Source organism: Dyadobacter sp. CY347, from assembly GCF_021502655.1.
In the GTDB taxonomy this organism is placed as follows: Bacteria; Bacteroidota; Bacteroidia; order Cytophagales; family Spirosomataceae; genus Dyadobacter.
Window position 1 is genome coordinate 534,118 of sequence record NZ_JAKFFT010000002.1, and the last position, 15,056, is coordinate 549,173.

General features: G+C 45.6%; 14 protein-coding genes. 2 read left to right on the forward strand and 12 right to left on the reverse strand.

Translation table 11 applies throughout. The features are described from left to right. Position 1 precedes the first annotated feature (1 nt). The 3 genes from L0659_RS03055 to L0659_RS03065 form a co-directional block, all read right to left on the reverse strand. A complete protein-coding gene (locus L0659_RS03055; protein WP_235124141.1) occupies positions 2–952 on the reverse strand; it encodes a sterol desaturase family protein in 951 nt (316 codons plus the stop codon). Between the two features lie 160 nt (positions 953–1,112). Beyond that, positions 1,113–2,603 carry a helix-turn-helix domain-containing protein gene (locus tag L0659_RS03060; protein ID WP_235124142.1) on the reverse strand — a complete coding sequence of 497 codons (1,491 nt, stop codon included), beginning with the start codon at positions 2,601–2,603 and terminating at the stop codon, positions 1,113–1,115. A 162-nt stretch (positions 2,604–2,765) separates the two neighbouring features. Then, the gene (locus L0659_RS03065; RefSeq protein WP_235124143.1) at positions 2,766–3,434 is read right to left on the reverse strand and encodes a porin family protein; all 669 of its coding nucleotides are present in this window, start codon (positions 3,432–3,434) and stop codon (positions 2,766–2,768) included. 251 nt (positions 3,435–3,685) lie between these two features. Between L0659_RS03065 and leuS the strand changes: the two genes are divergently transcribed. Further along, the gene (leuS, locus tag L0659_RS03070) at positions 3,686–6,493 is read left to right on the forward strand and encodes a leucine--tRNA ligase (RefSeq protein WP_235124144.1); all 2,808 of its coding nucleotides are present in this window, start codon (positions 3,686–3,688) and stop codon (positions 6,491–6,493) included. A gap of 86 nt (positions 6,494–6,579) precedes the next feature. On the opposite strand, the gene L0659_RS03075 is transcribed toward leuS, so the two are convergent. The 3 genes from L0659_RS03075 to L0659_RS03085 all read right to left on the reverse strand — a co-directional run bounded on the left by L0659_RS03075 (position 6,580) and on the right by L0659_RS03085 (position 7,579). Further along, entirely contained in the window at positions 6,580–6,960 is a 381-nt protein-coding gene (locus tag L0659_RS03075; RefSeq protein ID WP_235124146.1) for a hypothetical protein, read from the reverse strand. A gap of 155 nt (positions 6,961–7,115) precedes the next feature. Then, positions 7,116–7,382 (reverse strand): type II toxin-antitoxin system RelE/ParE family toxin, encoded by a 267-nt coding sequence (locus L0659_RS03080; RefSeq protein WP_235124147.1) that lies wholly within the window; start codon positions 7,380–7,382, stop codon positions 7,116–7,118. Continuing rightward, positions 7,379–7,579, reverse strand: coding sequence for a hypothetical protein (locus tag L0659_RS03085; RefSeq protein WP_235124149.1), 201 nt, complete (start codon positions 7,577–7,579; stop codon positions 7,379–7,381). Before L0659_RS03085 ends, L0659_RS03080 begins: the two co-directional genes overlap by 4 nt. Before the next feature lie 131 nt (positions 7,580–7,710). On the opposite strand from L0659_RS03085, the gene L0659_RS03090 reads away from it, so the two are divergent. Further along, a complete protein-coding gene (locus L0659_RS03090; protein WP_235124151.1) occupies positions 7,711–8,520 on the forward strand; it encodes a glycoside hydrolase family 25 protein in 810 nt (269 codons plus the stop codon). 133 nt (positions 8,521–8,653) lie between these two features. On the opposite strand, the gene L0659_RS03095 is transcribed toward L0659_RS03090, so the two are convergent. The 6 genes from L0659_RS03095 to L0659_RS03120 all read right to left on the reverse strand — a co-directional run bounded on the left by L0659_RS03095 (position 8,654) and on the right by L0659_RS03120 (position 15,034). Beyond that, positions 8,654–9,712, reverse strand: coding sequence for an agmatine/peptidylarginine deiminase (locus L0659_RS03095; RefSeq protein ID WP_235124152.1), 1,059 nt, complete (start codon positions 9,710–9,712; stop codon positions 8,654–8,656). A gap of 133 nt (positions 9,713–9,845) precedes the next feature. Further along, a complete protein-coding gene (locus L0659_RS03100; protein ID WP_235124153.1) occupies positions 9,846–10,433 on the reverse strand; it encodes a hypothetical protein in 588 nt (195 codons plus the stop codon). Positions 10,434–10,455: 22 nt separating this feature from the next. Continuing rightward, positions 10,456–11,550, reverse strand: coding sequence for a hypothetical protein (locus L0659_RS03105; RefSeq protein ID WP_235124154.1), 1,095 nt, complete (start codon positions 11,548–11,550; stop codon positions 10,456–10,458). A 182-nt stretch (positions 11,551–11,732) separates the two neighbouring features. Continuing rightward, on the reverse strand, positions 11,733–12,923 hold the full coding sequence (locus tag L0659_RS03110) for a histidinol-phosphate transaminase (protein ID WP_235124155.1): 1,191 nt from the start codon (positions 12,921–12,923) through the stop codon (positions 11,733–11,735). Between the two features lie 106 nt (positions 12,924–13,029). Next, positions 13,030–13,512: a hypothetical protein gene (locus L0659_RS03115; protein ID WP_235124156.1), complete on the reverse strand. Its 483-nt coding sequence runs from the start codon at positions 13,510–13,512 to the stop codon at positions 13,030–13,032. 40 nt (positions 13,513–13,552) lie between these two features. Further along, entirely contained in the window at positions 13,553–15,034 is a 1,482-nt protein-coding gene (locus L0659_RS03120) for a SusD/RagB family nutrient-binding outer membrane lipoprotein (RefSeq protein WP_235124157.1), read from the reverse strand. Between the last annotated feature and the right edge of the window lie 22 nt (positions 15,035–15,056).

The following is a 15,056-nucleotide window of genomic DNA, read 5'->3' on the forward strand; positions in this document are numbered from 1 at the left end:
CTTAAATAAGCGAATCTGCTTCTTTCACTGGCCCAATCCATGTCGTTTTCTCCTGGTTGATCTTTTGCAAATCTTTGGTAGTCATCCTGGAACCGTCAGGCGACCAGCCCGGCGCTTTGATGAGGTAATTTAGCTTAGTCCTCAGATCCGTTTTTTGTTTAAAATCCCTTCCAATTTCCTTCCATTCGTGCAAAACGGTGTGAGCAAGCGTTTTGTTTTCAATGGGTTTGGTCAGGCCGTAAACAGGCGGAACGGTTTCAAGTTCTTCCTGAAATGTGCCGAACATGCGATCCCAGATAATCAGGCACATGCCCATATTTTTGTCCAGATACTGCACGTTGCTTGCGTGGTGAACACGGTGATGAGAAGGGGTTACGAAAATGTATTCGAGCCAGCCCAGCTTGCCCACATATTCTGTGTGCACAATGATGCCGTAAATCTGCGTAAGGGAATACATAATGATGATATCAGCGGGATTAAAGCCGATCAATGCAAGCGGTATGAAATAAATGAAGCGGTAAAGCGGCTGGAAAACGGAAGAGCGGAAACCCGTCGTAAGATTGAAATGCTCGGAAGAATGATGCGTAACGTGCACCGCCCAGAACAACCGGCTGTGGTGATCCACGTAATGCAGGGTGTAAAATGCCAGATCTTCCAGAAGAAAAAGGCTTAACCAGTAAAAGAACGGATCTGTTATGGTTGTTCCAAAACCCATATTATAAAACCAGATCAGCACACCCACATAAGCGGTCCTGAACAGGAGGTCGACGCCGCCATTCAGCAGCATTAACAAAGCGTTGGTAATGGTGTCTTTGAAACTATAAGAAGCGCGTGGACTGCCGTGGTCGTGCGAAGGCCGGTAAGTCAGGAAAATTTCGACGCAGATCAGCAACAGATAAAACGGAGTGGAGACTTTTAAAAGAAAATCCTCAAACTCATATGTGCCAGGCATAGCAGTGGTGTCAAATATTCACAAAGATAATTCGGAACGTAGTGGTAAGGTTTGCGAATATAAATTCTAAGTTATTTCTAATCCAGCATTTAATCGACCTTTAATCACGAACCATTATACAGACATTCAACTATGCCGATGCCCCTATCACACTTGGTTCTTAATTGATCATTCGCTTCAATGCTTTCCTTAATTCTTCGTTTTTATGCCGTTTTTGGAGGATAGTAGGCGCTGCGATCCTTTCGCGGCAGTCAAACAGCGAGCATCGTTCGCAGGTCTGGTTTACTTCTCGGGCAACCAGAAACGGGTCATCCAGAAACTGTAACTTTTCTTTGGTAGGCTCGTCCAGGTAAATGCCCATCGAAACGCTCACATTCAGCCCCGGGGTAGGGGACATGGGCAGGGCGAAACTGATCACCAGATATTCGTCCCGTGTATCCAGATAAGTGGATTTCTGTGCTTTACAGAGAATTCCTGGCTGTTCTTTACGCTTTATTTTATCTCCCAGATCATTCAAAATCGTCAATGCAACCCAGCGCCGGCAGTAATGCTCGTCTTTAACAGTATGCGGATAATGTTTGCGGGAAATGTGCATTTCCTTGGTCATATCAAAAATATTCTGACCGACGAAATTGTTGAAACGGGAGAAAAAGATCTGGTTAATCCCAAAATAGCGCGGCAGAATGTTGCTTAACCTGTAACAAAAAGATTCCGGCGTTGTATTGAACCTGTGAATGAGGTCTATAAGCTGCTGCGGCTGCCACATTTTTTGTTCAAAAACCGCTGCCACTGCGGGCACCAGCAAGCTTCTCTTAATGATAATAGCGCTTGAAAAATAGGATGCTTTAAAGTTGTTGAGCAGTTGTTCAAACGACTCTGCTTCCACCAATGCAGTCGTATGCAGCCTGTTTTTCAGATTTAAATACAAATAACCGATCTCCCGCCCAAAAATAAACGCCCGCTGCACTGAGGAAAGGTGATTGTTCATCAGCAAACGATTGCCGTTGGGGTTGGTAATAGTTAGCGAACGAACGCTGGAAAACTCGGGATTGGCCTTTTCATTAATGTTTTCAATAGAGTAATTAAAGCGGGATCTCAGGATTCCGGCGAGGTCATTTTCATTGAGAATCTGATTTTCAGCAATGTTATTTTCGATCAAAAAACGCTCTGCTTCGAGCTCAATCTCCTCGAAATAATTGTCATGCATTTCCTGATAAGTGCGCAATGCCGAGAAATAGAACTTCTCAATCGACATATTATAATTCCGGGCGATCTCGATCAATGTGCCCACAAATGCGCTTATTTTGGCTGGGGCATCCGAAAGGATTTCGAGCAGGTTAGCAGGATCTATACCAAAAAGTTCGAGCGGGAGTTCTGTGAGCACATTGGAGCTCAGCAGGTCGGAAATGGGTTCGAGGCGTTTGGTAAGTTTGAGGGAAACGAGCGTGTCGTAATCCACGTCCATCGCCGACGCCAGGGCAATGATTTTGTCGGATTTTGGGTATTTTTTGCCCTTCTCAATTTCATTGATATACGAAATCGAAAGCCCTGATTTCTGTGACAGCTCATTGAGTGACAACCCCTTATCCAATCGAAGCTGTTTGAGCTTCAACCCGAAAACCAACCTTACATTATCTGTATTTATTGCCACTGCGCTGATAGAATCGGCCTGTAATGTACGATTTCGTTTACAGGCAATTTAATTAAAGAAATGCAAAAGTAGAAATAGCTGCCACATTCAATGGTAATATGTTAAAACAAAAAACGGGACACGTCGTAGCAACGGTCCCGTTTATATCAAGTGTGATTTGGATCAAAAAATCGCAAAGCCAAGCGTTGCCTGGAACAGATTGCTTTTCTTGCCAAATTGTGATGCTGTGGTAGCATTGTCGAACTCAACTTTCACAATGTCTGTGAAATTTCCTTCGTAACGCACGTCCAGGCTCAATCTCCCAAAGTCAAAACCAACACCTGCCTGATATCCGTAAGCAAGGCGGTTTTTGAATTCAGCAGAATTTTCGCCTGTGATCACATCAAATGAATCGCCGATTTTGCCATTGTTGGACAATCTTAATGAAGCCATCGGGCCAACATTGATACGGAAGAATTTAGCAACTCTTACGCCAAACAGTATGGGCACATCCAGGTTTGAAAAACGAACATCAACTTTTCCATTTGAATCCTGAACGCCGTCTTCATACACATTAAAACGACCTCCTTTTTGCGATAGTAAAATCTCAGGCTGGATATAAAATGTTTTCCCAAAACGGAAAAATACACCTCCCGCAAAACCAAGCGACCGGTTGTCATTGTCTTTGAAATTGAATGGGTTATTGCCCGATGCAAGTGTAAGGTCGTTGCTTCCATTGATGTTGGACAAATTGGCTCCTGCCTTAATCCCAAACCGGAAAGCCGGGTCGTATTGTGCTGATGCTGCATAGCTTACAGTCATCAGGCACAGCGCAATCATAAAATTTTTCATGTCAGTTTTTAATTAGTAGATATAATTGAATTAATAAAAAATCTTAAAAACCCGTGCCCGGCAGTCAGGCTGGTAATTGCTTGTCAGTTGGGAATTAGTTTCTACAAGAGGCGCTCAGGAGCGGATATCATGACCTAATGTGGAGCGGGTAAACCTTATTACGAGCAAAAACGCTATTTTTGCGGTCAGTTTGGAAATTGGGCAAGGCAGAAAGTCAGCCTCTATCGTAATAAGGAAATACAGAGCTAGTTATGAGTGATTACAGTCATCGGGAAATAGAACAAAAGTGGCAGGAATATTGGGAAAGCCACGGCACATTCAATGTTGAAAACCAATCGGAGCTTCCCAAATATTATGTTTTGGATATGTTCCCTTATCCTTCGGGGGCGGGATTGCATGTAGGGCATCCGCTGGGATACATCGCCTCCGATATTTATTCCCGTTACAAAAGGCTGAAAGGCTTCAATGTGCTGCACCCAATGGGTTTCGACAGTTTTGGATTGCCCGCCGAACAATATGCGATCCAAACCGGCCAGCATCCTGCGATTACAACAGAACAGAACATTACCCGCTACATTGAGCAGTTAAAAAATCTTGGTTTCAGCTACGACTGGAAACGCGAGGTGCGGACGTCGGAACCTGACTATTACAAATGGACGCAATGGATCTTCATCGAGCTTTTCAAGAGCTGGTATAATAAGGATTCTGATAAAGCGGAGCCAATCGAATCATTGATTTCTATTTTTGAAAAAAGTGGAAATAAAGGTGTTAATGCGCCTTGTGACGAGGATACGCCCATTTTTACGGCAGAAGAATGGAACAGCTGGTCAGAACAAGATCAGTATAAATTAACATTGAAATACAGGCTTACCTACGTTGCGGATGCAACGGTAAACTGGTGTGCAGGACTGGGTTCAGTGCTTTCCAATGATGAGGTGAAGGACGGCGTTTCCGAACGCGGCGGATTCCCTGTGGTTCAAAAATTAATGCGCCAGTGGATGATGCGCATTACGGCTTACGCGCAGCGTTTGATCGACGGCCTGGACACGATAGACTGGACCGAGTCGCTGAAAGAGCAGCAGCGCAACTGGATCGGACGATCGGTGGGAGCGTTGGTGAAATTCGGCATTGACGGGCACGAGGAGAACATTGAAGTCTTCACAACACGCGTAGACACGATCTACGGCGTGACTTTCATGGTGCTGGCTCCTGAGCATGAGCTTGTTGATATCATTACAACACCTGAGCAACGTGGCGACATTGATGCTTACATTGCTTCAACTAAGAAGAAGTCTGAGCGCGACAGAATGTCGGATGTGAAAACGGTTTCCGGCGCATTTACGGGTGCATATGCCGTGAATCCTTTTAATGATGACAAAATCCCTGTTTATATAGCAGATTATGTATTAGCAGGTTACGGAACAGGCGCTGTGATGGCGGTTCCGTCCGGTGACCAGCGCGACTGGAATTTTGCACAGCATTTCAATCTTCCGATCATTCCGATTTTAGATTCACAAAAAGAAACGGAAACACAGGCAGATTCAACTAAGGAAGGTCATTATATTAATTCAGGCATCATTAACGGCCTTACTTTTCACGAAGCCAACCAGGTTTTGATCAACTGGCTTGAAGCAAAGGGAATTGGAAAAGGTAAAATCAACTATCGTTTGCGCGACGCGGTTTTCAGCCGTCAGCGTTACTGGGGCGAGCCTGTGCCTGTTTTTTATAAAAATGACAGCACCGGACAGCCGCTTCCTTACTTATTGGAAGAAAACGAATTGCCATTAAACTTGCCCGAGGTTGACAAATATCTGCCAACAGAAAGTGGTGAGCCGCCTTTGGGCCGTGCGCAGGATTGGGCACATGGATCCGGCAATGGTTATGAGTTAAGCACCATGCCGGGATGGGCTGGAAGCAGCTGGTATTGGTATCGCTATATGGACCCGAAGAATCAGGAAGAATTCGCATCAAAAGAAGCGATCAATTACTGGCGGGACGTCGATCTGTACATTGGTGGAACCGAACATGCAACCGGGCATTTGTTGTACAGCCGTTTTTGGAACAAATTCCTGAAAGACCGTGGATTCGTACCCGAGGAAGAGCCATTCAAAAAGCTGATCAACCAGGGGATGATCCAGGGGCGGAGCAATTTTGTTTATCGGGTAAAAGGCGATGATTACAGCAGCCCCGTGTTTGTAAGTGCAGGCTTACGTTCACAATATGACGTTTCTGCACTGCATTTGGATGTTAATATAGTGGAAAATGATGTTTTGGATGTTGAGAAATTCAAAGCAACGCGTCGTGATATTGTGGGCGAGAATCCTACATTCATTTTGGAAGACGGCAAATATGTTTGTGGTGTGGAAGTAGAGAAGATGTCCAAATCCAAGTTTAATGTGGTAAATCCTGACGACATTGTGGAGCGTTACGGAGCGGACACATTGCGCTTGTATGAAATGTTCCTGGGGCCGTTGGAACAGGCTAAGCCCTGGAATACCAATGGCATAGACGGAACATATCGTTTTATCCGGAAGCTGTGGAGATTGTTTTATAATGATGCAGGACAATGGATGGTGAAGGACGTTCCGGCTAAACCGGAAGAGCTGAAAATTCTGCATAAGACGATTAAGAAAATTGAAGAAGACATTGAAAACTTCTCATTCAACACGGCCGTAAGTGCATTTATGGTGTGTGTGAATGAGTTAGGAGCAGCAAAATGCCAGAGCAAAGCGGTTTTGCAGGAGCTGGTCGTCTTACTTTCTCCTTACGCGCCGCACATTAGCGAAGAACTTTGGGATTTGCTGGGCAATGAAAAAGGAATGGTTTCCAAAGCGACCTTCCCGAAATGGGAATTGCAGCACGTTACCGATTCTGTTTTTGAATATCCCATCCAGATCAATGGTAAAGTAAGGGCTTCGCTGACATTTGCATTGGATACGCCGGCATCTGATATCGAGCGGGAAGTTTTGGCGGACGAAACTGTTCAACGCTGGATGGAAGGAAAGGCTGCGAAGAAAGTGATCGTGGTTCCAAAGCGGATTGTGAATGTTGTGATCTGAAATTAGGTTTATATCAATGCGAAAGGGCCGCTGTTTCAAAACAGCGGCCCTTTCTTTTATTTTTCTGGCTAATTTATCTTTTTTACTTACCGAAGGCTGATTGAACGTTCTGTGTGTGGCTCGCTCACGGAAATGGTTTTAGTCACCTTTTCTCCGTTGCTGAAAATCTCAATGTTGTAATCACCCGCAGGCAGTTCGTTAAAATCATATACTTTTCTGATTTTATCAACTTTTTTATTCAATTGCTCGCGGTAAATGGTTTTGCCTTTTTTGTCTGTTACTAAGATGATTGCGTTAGCATCATTGTATTTATCGACGCTTACAAACAGTTTGTGGTTTTTGGCAACGAATATGCCTGTTCCGAAACCGGTAACTTTTTTAGTTTCTTTATCTTCGGCGAAAGAATTGAAAGCGAAGGAAGCAGTTAAAGCAATGGCTAATGCGAAGGTTCTGAATGAAGTTTTCATGGCTAATAGATTTTTAAAGTTTGGCTCTTTTTGTTCCGTTTGAACATGACAAACATAATGCGATGGCAGGTACTATGCATAACATAGTACATGAGTGGTTGAATAGGAAAGTGAACGGTAAATTGTACTTAAAATGAAATTTAAAGCAAATTAGGTTACGGGAAGACATTGTAAATGTCCTTACGATGCGCTATTCTGGCTAATTCGACAACGTCATTCTCTACAAAGATCCCTACGCGGTAATCACCGATCCGGATTCTGTAAGCATTTGTGAAACCTTTTAATTTCTTAGTATGGGGGATGTCTTTGAGCGAGTCCGCATCTTCTACGGATTTGATGAGCTTCATGAGAGCAAGCTTGACGGCGGGCTTTTCAAGGTTATCCAGGTCTTTGGAAAACTTTCTCAGGAATTCAACTTTCACTGATTTTCCAGTTTCTGCATGATTTCTTCACGCGAGACTTTCTGGCTCCGGTCAGTATCGCGCATCAGCATTGTGAGGGCAGCATCTTCCAGTTGTTCTTCCGAAAGAACCTTTGAACTGATATTCGACTTTTCAAGAAAGTCAGAAAGGAGCTTCAACTCTTTGCTGTTCCGTGGATTGATAAGAATGGATTCCATGCTTTTTTTTTATTCTAAAATAATAAGAAAGTTGTCATATAGCAAGGTTGTAATTTTCCATAGGACGCTTTGAGAAGACTATCGGTTTTAAAGCTCATTTCAAACAATGATCTTTCGTACTTTTGCGGCTTATGGCGAAAAGGAAAGTTAAGGCTTCGGCGGCCAAAGCGAATTATTTGAAACCGTTGCCTGCGAAGGGCTGGGCGATTATTGCCGGGGTGATTATCCTGATTGGTGCGTTCATTTGGTGGAAAGATAAGAAGGACATCAATCAGTGGGAGTTTGTCGCCAAATTTGGAATTAAGCTGCCGCTCCGCTATGCGATTCACGGCATCGACGTCTCGCACCACAATGCTAAAATCAACTGGGACAAACTGAAAAAGACGCGTTCTGAGAATGTGAGGATTGATTTTGTATACATTAAGGCCACAGAAGGCGCTACGCATTTAGACCGACAATTCAAGCGGAACTGGGCTGAGGCCAAGCGGGTAGGGATGCGCCGGGGCGCTTATCACTTCTATAATCCAAGGGTGATGTCAGACCGGCAGGTCCAGAATTTTATAGGTCAGGTGCGGATGGAGCCGGGCGACTTGCCGCCGGTCCTGGACTTGGAAACGCATGCCAGTAAGCCGGACGAAATCATCATTAAGGGCGTAAAAAACTGGCTGCAACAAATTGAGGCGCATTACGGCGTTAAGCCGATCATTTATGTCAATGAGTATTTTTACAACAAATACATTGCCGGAAATTTCGATGATTATCCGCTCTGGCTAGCCGGTTATTCCCGCACGCACCTGGACGACCTGGCATCCGACGCACAAGTGCTTTTCTGGCAGCACAGCGAGAAGGGCTGGGCTGATGGCATCCGAGGGTTTGTGGATTATAACGTGTTTTTACATGAGCCGGATGATTGGGCGGATATAACAAATGCTTCGCAATGATAGATTCCCCCAGGATGAATCCTGGGGCCGGGAAGATCGGTCGCCGCTGACGCGGCTTGCAAGGAAGATGCCCAGCCGCGTCAGCGGCGACTGATTTCCCGGCCTCAGGCTTCAGCCTGGGGATTATGGGCAATTATATCAATGGCTCCTGCTGGCTCAAACAGTGGAAGCTTCCTTGTCCCCAGATGATCTCAGTGGCTTCCAGCGGAATGATTTTCCGCTCGGGAAATGCTTTTTCAAGAATATCAATGGCGACCTGGTCATTCGGATTATTGAAAATTGGTGTGATAACGCCTGCATTACAGATCAGAAAGTTGGCATAGGAGCCCGGCGTACGGAAATCGTCGATGATCACCGCTTTGGGCATTGGTATTTCGATGATATTCAGCTGCTTACCATTGACCAGGCGCATGTTTCTGAGCATTTGCAGGTTGGTTTGCAGTATTTCGAAATTTTCATCATTCGGATCTTGTTCGACGCAGGCAATAACAGTGTCTTCGTTGATGAAGCGTGTGGTGTCGTCAATATGGCCGTCCGTGTCGTCGCCTACAATGCCGCCTTCCACCCAGAGAATCTGCTGGACTCCGTAGTATTGGCAAAGGATTTCTTCAATCTGGCTTTGCTTTAAATGTGGGTTTCTGTTGAGGTTGAGTAAGCAAGATTCACTGGTTAGCAGGCTTCCTGCTCCGTTAAATTCCACCGCCCCGCCTTCCATGATGATCCCGGGATTAAAAACGGGCAGGTTCAGGTAACTGGCGATGGCTTCCGGCGTGCGGTTATCATCGTCATAGGGCGGATATTTGCCTCCCCAAGCATTATGGCCCCAGTTTACGATGGCTTTCTGTTTTGTTTTTTCATTGATCACAAAAGACGGCCCGTGGTCCCGGCACCAGGCATCATTCGTAGGTTTGACCACAAATTCAATTTTGGAAAGATCAACACCGGTCCGGTCCAGCTCTTTGGAAATGAATGCTTTAAGATTTTCATCATTCGCAATAATTCCAACATTTTCACCCTGACTTATGGCCTTGATGAACGCCAAATATTGCGGACGCATTTTCGCGAGCCTTTCACCCTGCCAGGAAGCCTCGTTATGCGGGAATGTGAGCCAGGTGGCGCGGTGTGGAAACCATTCGGGTGGAAATGTAAAACCCAGTTCCGCCGGCGTTAATGATGTGTTTATATCAGACACAAGAAATAGAAGTCAAATTAGGCTGCAAAGGTCGGAAAGGTTTTGCTGACTGGCAATTGCAAAGCAATAATGTATAAACAAAAAGCGGAAAGCAGTTGCCTGCATCCCGCTTGGAAAGTTGAATAAATGAATGTTATTGAGCGACCATGACATTGTCAACCAGGTAAGTGCCGTCTTCTGTTTCCAGGTTATAGGCCTTTGAAACAATGCGTGCATTTTGCTTTACAGCGCCCACTTTCCAGGAAGAAACGATGCCGGTAGAAGGCTCATAATGATACAAAATGTCATTTTTGCTGAGCTGTTTCAGCCGCTTTTTTCCTCTGCTGGTCTGGACGCGGTGGTTAGGCGTTGCTTCCAGCAGCAAGGCAGGGATCATTTTTGGATCATAGTTCGCCATTCCTTCAGCCGGGCGCAGATAAATGGCTGTTAATGAAAAGTCAGGTTTATTATACACGTCAATTTGTCGCACCTGCGTAGCCATGCTCTTTCCGCCTTTGCAAGTTTTTACATGCTCGCCCACTTTTATATCCGCAATTGATTTTACACTTCCGTCGGCCATTGTAACCGGCGCATTGTCTGAAAAGTATTTATGTTTTTTGCTCTTTTTGGACACCTTAATAGTCACCTCGGACTTCACATTGTCAACGGCTGCCATGTCGGTTTGGGCAATCAGATTCAATGATAAAAGGGCAAGGACAGACGTGATTGCGAACTTGTGCATAAATGTGGGTTTCAGTTGAAAATCAGGCTTTGGACACTTTGACAAAGACTTTACTTAAAGCATTGGGAAGAGCACCCAGAACAATGAATATCATCCCGCTCGTAAGCAGCGTAGATGTATGCGCAAAGAAAGAGCCGGACGAAAGAATAGCGAGGATCAGAATGGTGGAAAATGGCAACGAAAATGCCAGCAGCAACACAGCCAGTTCCAGGTCAAACGTTCTCTTTTCTTTCGGCAGGCCTTTGGCATCTTCCCGCAAATTAAATGCTGAAATATGCGCCAGCGGCCAGAAACTAGCCGCGCTCAAAGGAATAACGATGGCAAGCAGGATCAGGGAAAGGTCTGTAATGTGCAACACGTAGATCATTCCTGCGCTGATGATCATGGTAATGCCTGCGCGGAAAAATAAAATGCTTGCTACAATGCGTTTTTTTCCTTCTTTCAGCTGAACAGCCAGACCAATGAAAAGCAGGACCAATGGCGTCATCATGGCGCTGGTTTTGTCAAAAATTTCAGTTACAACAAATGGTAATGTGCTGTAATTGATGCCTACGCTAAGCAGGATAATGGCCAGGAATATCAGAATGTTGATCGGCTCCTGGAACATGCTGACGAACAGGCTTTTCAATTTGCCGCCCATTTTCGTTTCCTTATCATCGCTGTTTTTCAGAAACATATTCATGGCCAGAATGTACAATGATATCAGCACGAAAAATTTGTTTCCAACGTCGGCAAGGGCCGCAATAGCAAGGCTTTTTTCTCCCAAAAATTCTGCAATAAAAGGAAAGCACGACAGGCCCGGAGCCAGTGATGGGATAAGCATCATCATGGTCCTGCCGGTAGGACTGTTTTTTTCAATACCAAACAATGAGAATGCAAGCGGCGCTGAAAAGAACATTAAGAAGTTGAAAACCAGCGTTACCAGCGGAATGATGATCATGGAAGAGTCGACCTCAATCTTCATCAGGGAAATAAAGATCGTCGAAGGCAATGCAACGGACAAAATGATCTCCTTAATCCCATTTGTCTGGTCTTTGTTCTTGAATTTGGACTTCAAAAGAAGCCCCAAACCGATTAATAATAAGAGTGTTATGGTTTTTTGCAATGCATCACTCATGATCAAAAGAAATTTGAATGGTCAATGGGTTGTTAAGATTCAAGAGGGCTGAATGGGGCATAGGGTGCACTTCGGCTGCGCTCAGTGTGGCAGCAGCTTTAAAGGTCGGTGTTACTAGTTTTCGGCTGACGCTCAGTGTGACAGACAAGCGCCTTGTCACACTGAGCGTAGCCGAAGTGATGTTAGCTCAGCTGGTTCAGCGCGCCTACGAAGGCTTTCATCTCGTCCATTGTTCCGAGACTTACGCGGCACCAGGGTTTGTTTTGAATATCAAAAGAGCGGACTGCGACGCCTTTTGCTGTCATTTTTGTCAAAAGTTCTTTTCCTGAAATCGTGATCGGGAAGAGCACGAAGTTGGTGTAAGAAGGAATGTATTTGTATCCCAATTTGTCCAGGTTTTCGTACAGATAAAGTTTTGCTTCGTGGTTCAGCTTGCGCGTGCTAACCTGGAATTCATTGTCGTCCAGACTTGCAGAAGCGGCGAAGATCGAAGTGTATGAAATCCCCATTCCGCCACGTGTGATCTTGTTGATGGTTTCCAGGTAAGAAGGAAGCGCAACCATGTAACCCACGCGGATCCCAGCCATTCCCATGATTTTAGAGAAAGTACGGGCAACGATCACGTTTTTCTTTTGCGTTAAAAGAGAAACCATGCTCTGCGTATCTGCACCAACGGCCAGCTCGATGTAAGCTTCGTCAACAAATACAGGCACTTTTTCTGAAACCCTTGAACAGAAATCCAACAGATCCTGGCCTTTTGTAATGGCGCCGGTTGGGTTGTTTGGGTTACAAACGTAAACCAGTTTCGTTTCGCTGTCGATGGCGGCTTCCATGGCTTTCAGGTCGTGTGACCAGTCGGCTGTGCAAGGAACAGGTTTCCAGGTTGCACCTACGGATTTTGCAACCTGTATCAAAGACATATAGCAAGGATCAGCAGAAACAATGTTTCCTTTTCCTTTCATGAATGTTACCAGAGCCACTTTTTCCAGAAGATCGGATGAACCTGGTCCCATCATAATGTGGTCCGCAGTAACGCCTTCTTTCTTCGCTATTTTGTCGATCAGGTCGTACATTTCTTTCCATGCATAACGGTTTCCGTTTTTCACAGAATCTGCAACCGCTTTTTGTGCGGACATGGGCGGGCCGTAAGGGTTTTCATTGGAGTTCAGTTTCGCAATGATCTTCGGCGCTTTGAAATCGTTTGGCAGGAAATGTTCCCTTACCATTGGGCTGCGGAAAATACGGTTTTCTGGATCCAGGCTAAGCGGAGCATTTGCAAATGCGCCCATGCTCAAATGCGGAGCCAAAGTCATACCTCCGATTGCCATTAAGCCGGATTTTAACAGATTTCGACGGTCGATTTTTTGATTCATTGTTGTATTGTTTAGAAATATGTGACGATAAATATTTGTGGTAAAGTCCTCGATACAATATACAAAATAAATAAAAATTTTATCTGCACATTGGCCTTATTTTGAGTTAGTTAGCTTGTATTTGAGAGAATCTTGTAAATGCAATTCCCTTGTAAGATCCCGTCCAGGAAATCTTAGTAACCGTGCCCGCTTTGGGGGTCGCAACGCCCAGTTCAGCCCAGGTTTTGTCGATCGTTACGAGGCCTTGCGCATTGGAAGTAACCTCGCCCAGGACGGCCCCTGAACGCAATGTGATTTTGATCGCAACATTAGGAACAGGAATGGAATCAATGCCTTTGGTATGGTCCAGAATGTTGGTCTTATCCAGTTCCAGTAACCTGGCTGAAAGTGTAAGTTTTGGCGCGGTCAACTGATAACCCACCGTCGGCTCGCTCGCAAGAGGCGCGCCGAAAGCTGCTCCTACAATGTCCACCAGCACAGGCGCTACGTCTACGTCCAGAAACGGATCTTCTTCTTTGCAGGAGGTCATGCCCAGTGAAAGCGCAACTGCAAGACAAAATGCGGGAATGTATGTTTTGATATTTTTCATAATCTCGATTCTAAATGAGTTTTTTGGAATGATTACCCGATTACTTTTCCGACCACCAAAGCTTGGTTTTCATGTCGTTAGGGCCGCCGTTCAAGCCTTCTCCTGCTTTTACCGCGTCAGCATTCAGTGAATATTCCGAGTTGGGGTAGGGGAAACGCGTTGGGAGAATGCCGTTGTTTTGCAAAACCGCACGTGGATCGGGTGCCGGGAAAACAGGGAACCCTGTTCTGCGCCATTCTGCCCAGGCTTCAACGCCCTGGCCGAACAATGCGACCCACTTCTGCTCCAATACTTTTTCTCTTGTTACTGCACCAAGCTTCGTTGTGAAGGAAGCCGATGGAACGAGGCCATACTGGGCAAATGAAGCCGTAACGCCAGCATCAAAATAGGTTTTGGCATTACCTGTGATCTCACCGTCCAGCGCTGCTTCCGCAAGGATGAAGTTCAATTCGGCAAAAGTCATGATCACTTCCGGTGCTTCGGCTGCGGTAAATGCATTGCCAATGGTTGAGCTTGTAGCCAGATAGGTTGTTGCAATGGCATCGGGTAAGCCGTTCGGGTGGCCTTCGTATTTGCCGTCTTTATTCGCATTGGCATACTTGGTGATCCTGGCGTCATCGAGCGCACTCATCTTGTCGGCAAGCGTTTTGCTGATGTTCCAGTCGGTCCGTCCGTCTTGCTTCATCACCTGGTTCCACTCGTTGTTACTTGGTAAAACCGTGGTGCAATTGAGCTGTGCATTGTCTGCGTTGCTGGTGAAGATCGGGAATTTGGCTGCGTCTGAAACGATCTCTGTCATGATTGCCTTCGATTCTGCCGGCTTCTTGGCAGCCTGGCGGTTTGCCAGGCGGAGGCGCAACGAGTTGGCAAATTTTTTCCATTTCAAAATATCACCTGCATACATAATATCACCGGCAATGGCCGGGCCGCCCACGACCAGTTTTTCGTTCGCCATTTTCAAATCGTTCAGCATTCCTGCGTAAACAACTTCCATAGCGTCGTATTTTGGTGTATAAACCGGCGACTCTGCTGCTGTTCCCTTGATCGCGTCGTTATAAGGAATCGCTCCGTAAAGGTCTGTGAGTAGGGAGAAAACCCATGTGCGCATCACCAGCGCGACGCCTTCATAATTGGAGTTTGGATTAGCGGATCCTTCGCCGGACAGCGCAATGATACGCTGGAAATTCAGCTGTGAATCATTGTAGAAACCTTTCCAGTTGTTGGCAACCAATGCAGGTGAAACCGTGTAATCATCGCCTTCATTGGAATAAATATTACGGGTCAAATGCTGCACATACAGTTCGGCCGCATCTATGTTGATCCGCTCGAAACGCGTGCGGTGTCCCCAGTAACGGTCAACGGCGGTTTCAATGCCGGTAGGAAGCAGATATTGCGGTCCGATGGCCGTAGGGCTGTTCGGACTTACATTCATTTCGTCAAAATCCTTGGTGCAGCTCGATGCAGTCAAAATCCCTGCAAGCGCCGTCATCCAAATGGTTTTATGATTTAATATATTTCTCATTTTCAGATTCTTTAAGGTCAGT

Excerpts from the sequence above, each read along its gene's own strand:
- L0659_RS03110 (WP_235124155.1), bottom strand. The coding sequence starts at position 12,923 with ATGAATCAAAAAATCGACCGTCGAAATCTGTTAAAATCCGGCTTAATG.
- leuS (WP_235124144.1), top strand. The coding sequence starts at position 3,686 with ATGAGTGATTACAGTCATCGGGAAATAGAACAAAAGTGGCAGGAATAT.
- L0659_RS03065 (WP_235124143.1), bottom strand. The coding sequence starts at position 3,434 with ATGAAAAATTTTATGATTGCGCTGTGCCTGATGACTGTAAGCTATGCA.
- L0659_RS03120 (WP_235124157.1), bottom strand. The coding sequence starts at position 15,034 with ATGAGAAATATATTAAATCATAAAACCATTTGGATGACGGCGCTTGCA.
- L0659_RS03055 (WP_235124141.1), bottom strand. The coding sequence starts at position 952 with ATGCCTGGCACATATGAGTTTGAGGATTTTCTTTTAAAAGTCTCCACT.
- L0659_RS03105 (WP_235124154.1), bottom strand. The coding sequence starts at position 11,550 with ATGAGTGATGCATTGCAAAAAACCATAACACTCTTATTATTAATCGGT.
- L0659_RS03085 (WP_235124149.1), bottom strand. The coding sequence starts at position 7,579 with ATGGAATCCATTCTTATCAATCCACGGAACAGCAAAGAGTTGAAGCTC.
- L0659_RS03100 (WP_235124153.1), bottom strand. The coding sequence starts at position 10,433 with ATGCACAAGTTCGCAATCACGTCTGTCCTTGCCCTTTTATCATTGAAT.
- L0659_RS03090 (WP_235124151.1), top strand. The coding sequence starts at position 7,711 with ATGGCGAAAAGGAAAGTTAAGGCTTCGGCGGCCAAAGCGAATTATTTG.
- L0659_RS03075 (WP_235124146.1), bottom strand. The coding sequence starts at position 6,960 with ATGAAAACTTCATTCAGAACCTTCGCATTAGCCATTGCTTTAACTGCT.
- L0659_RS03115 (WP_235124156.1), bottom strand. The coding sequence starts at position 13,512 with ATGAAAAATATCAAAACATACATTCCCGCATTTTGTCTTGCAGTTGCG.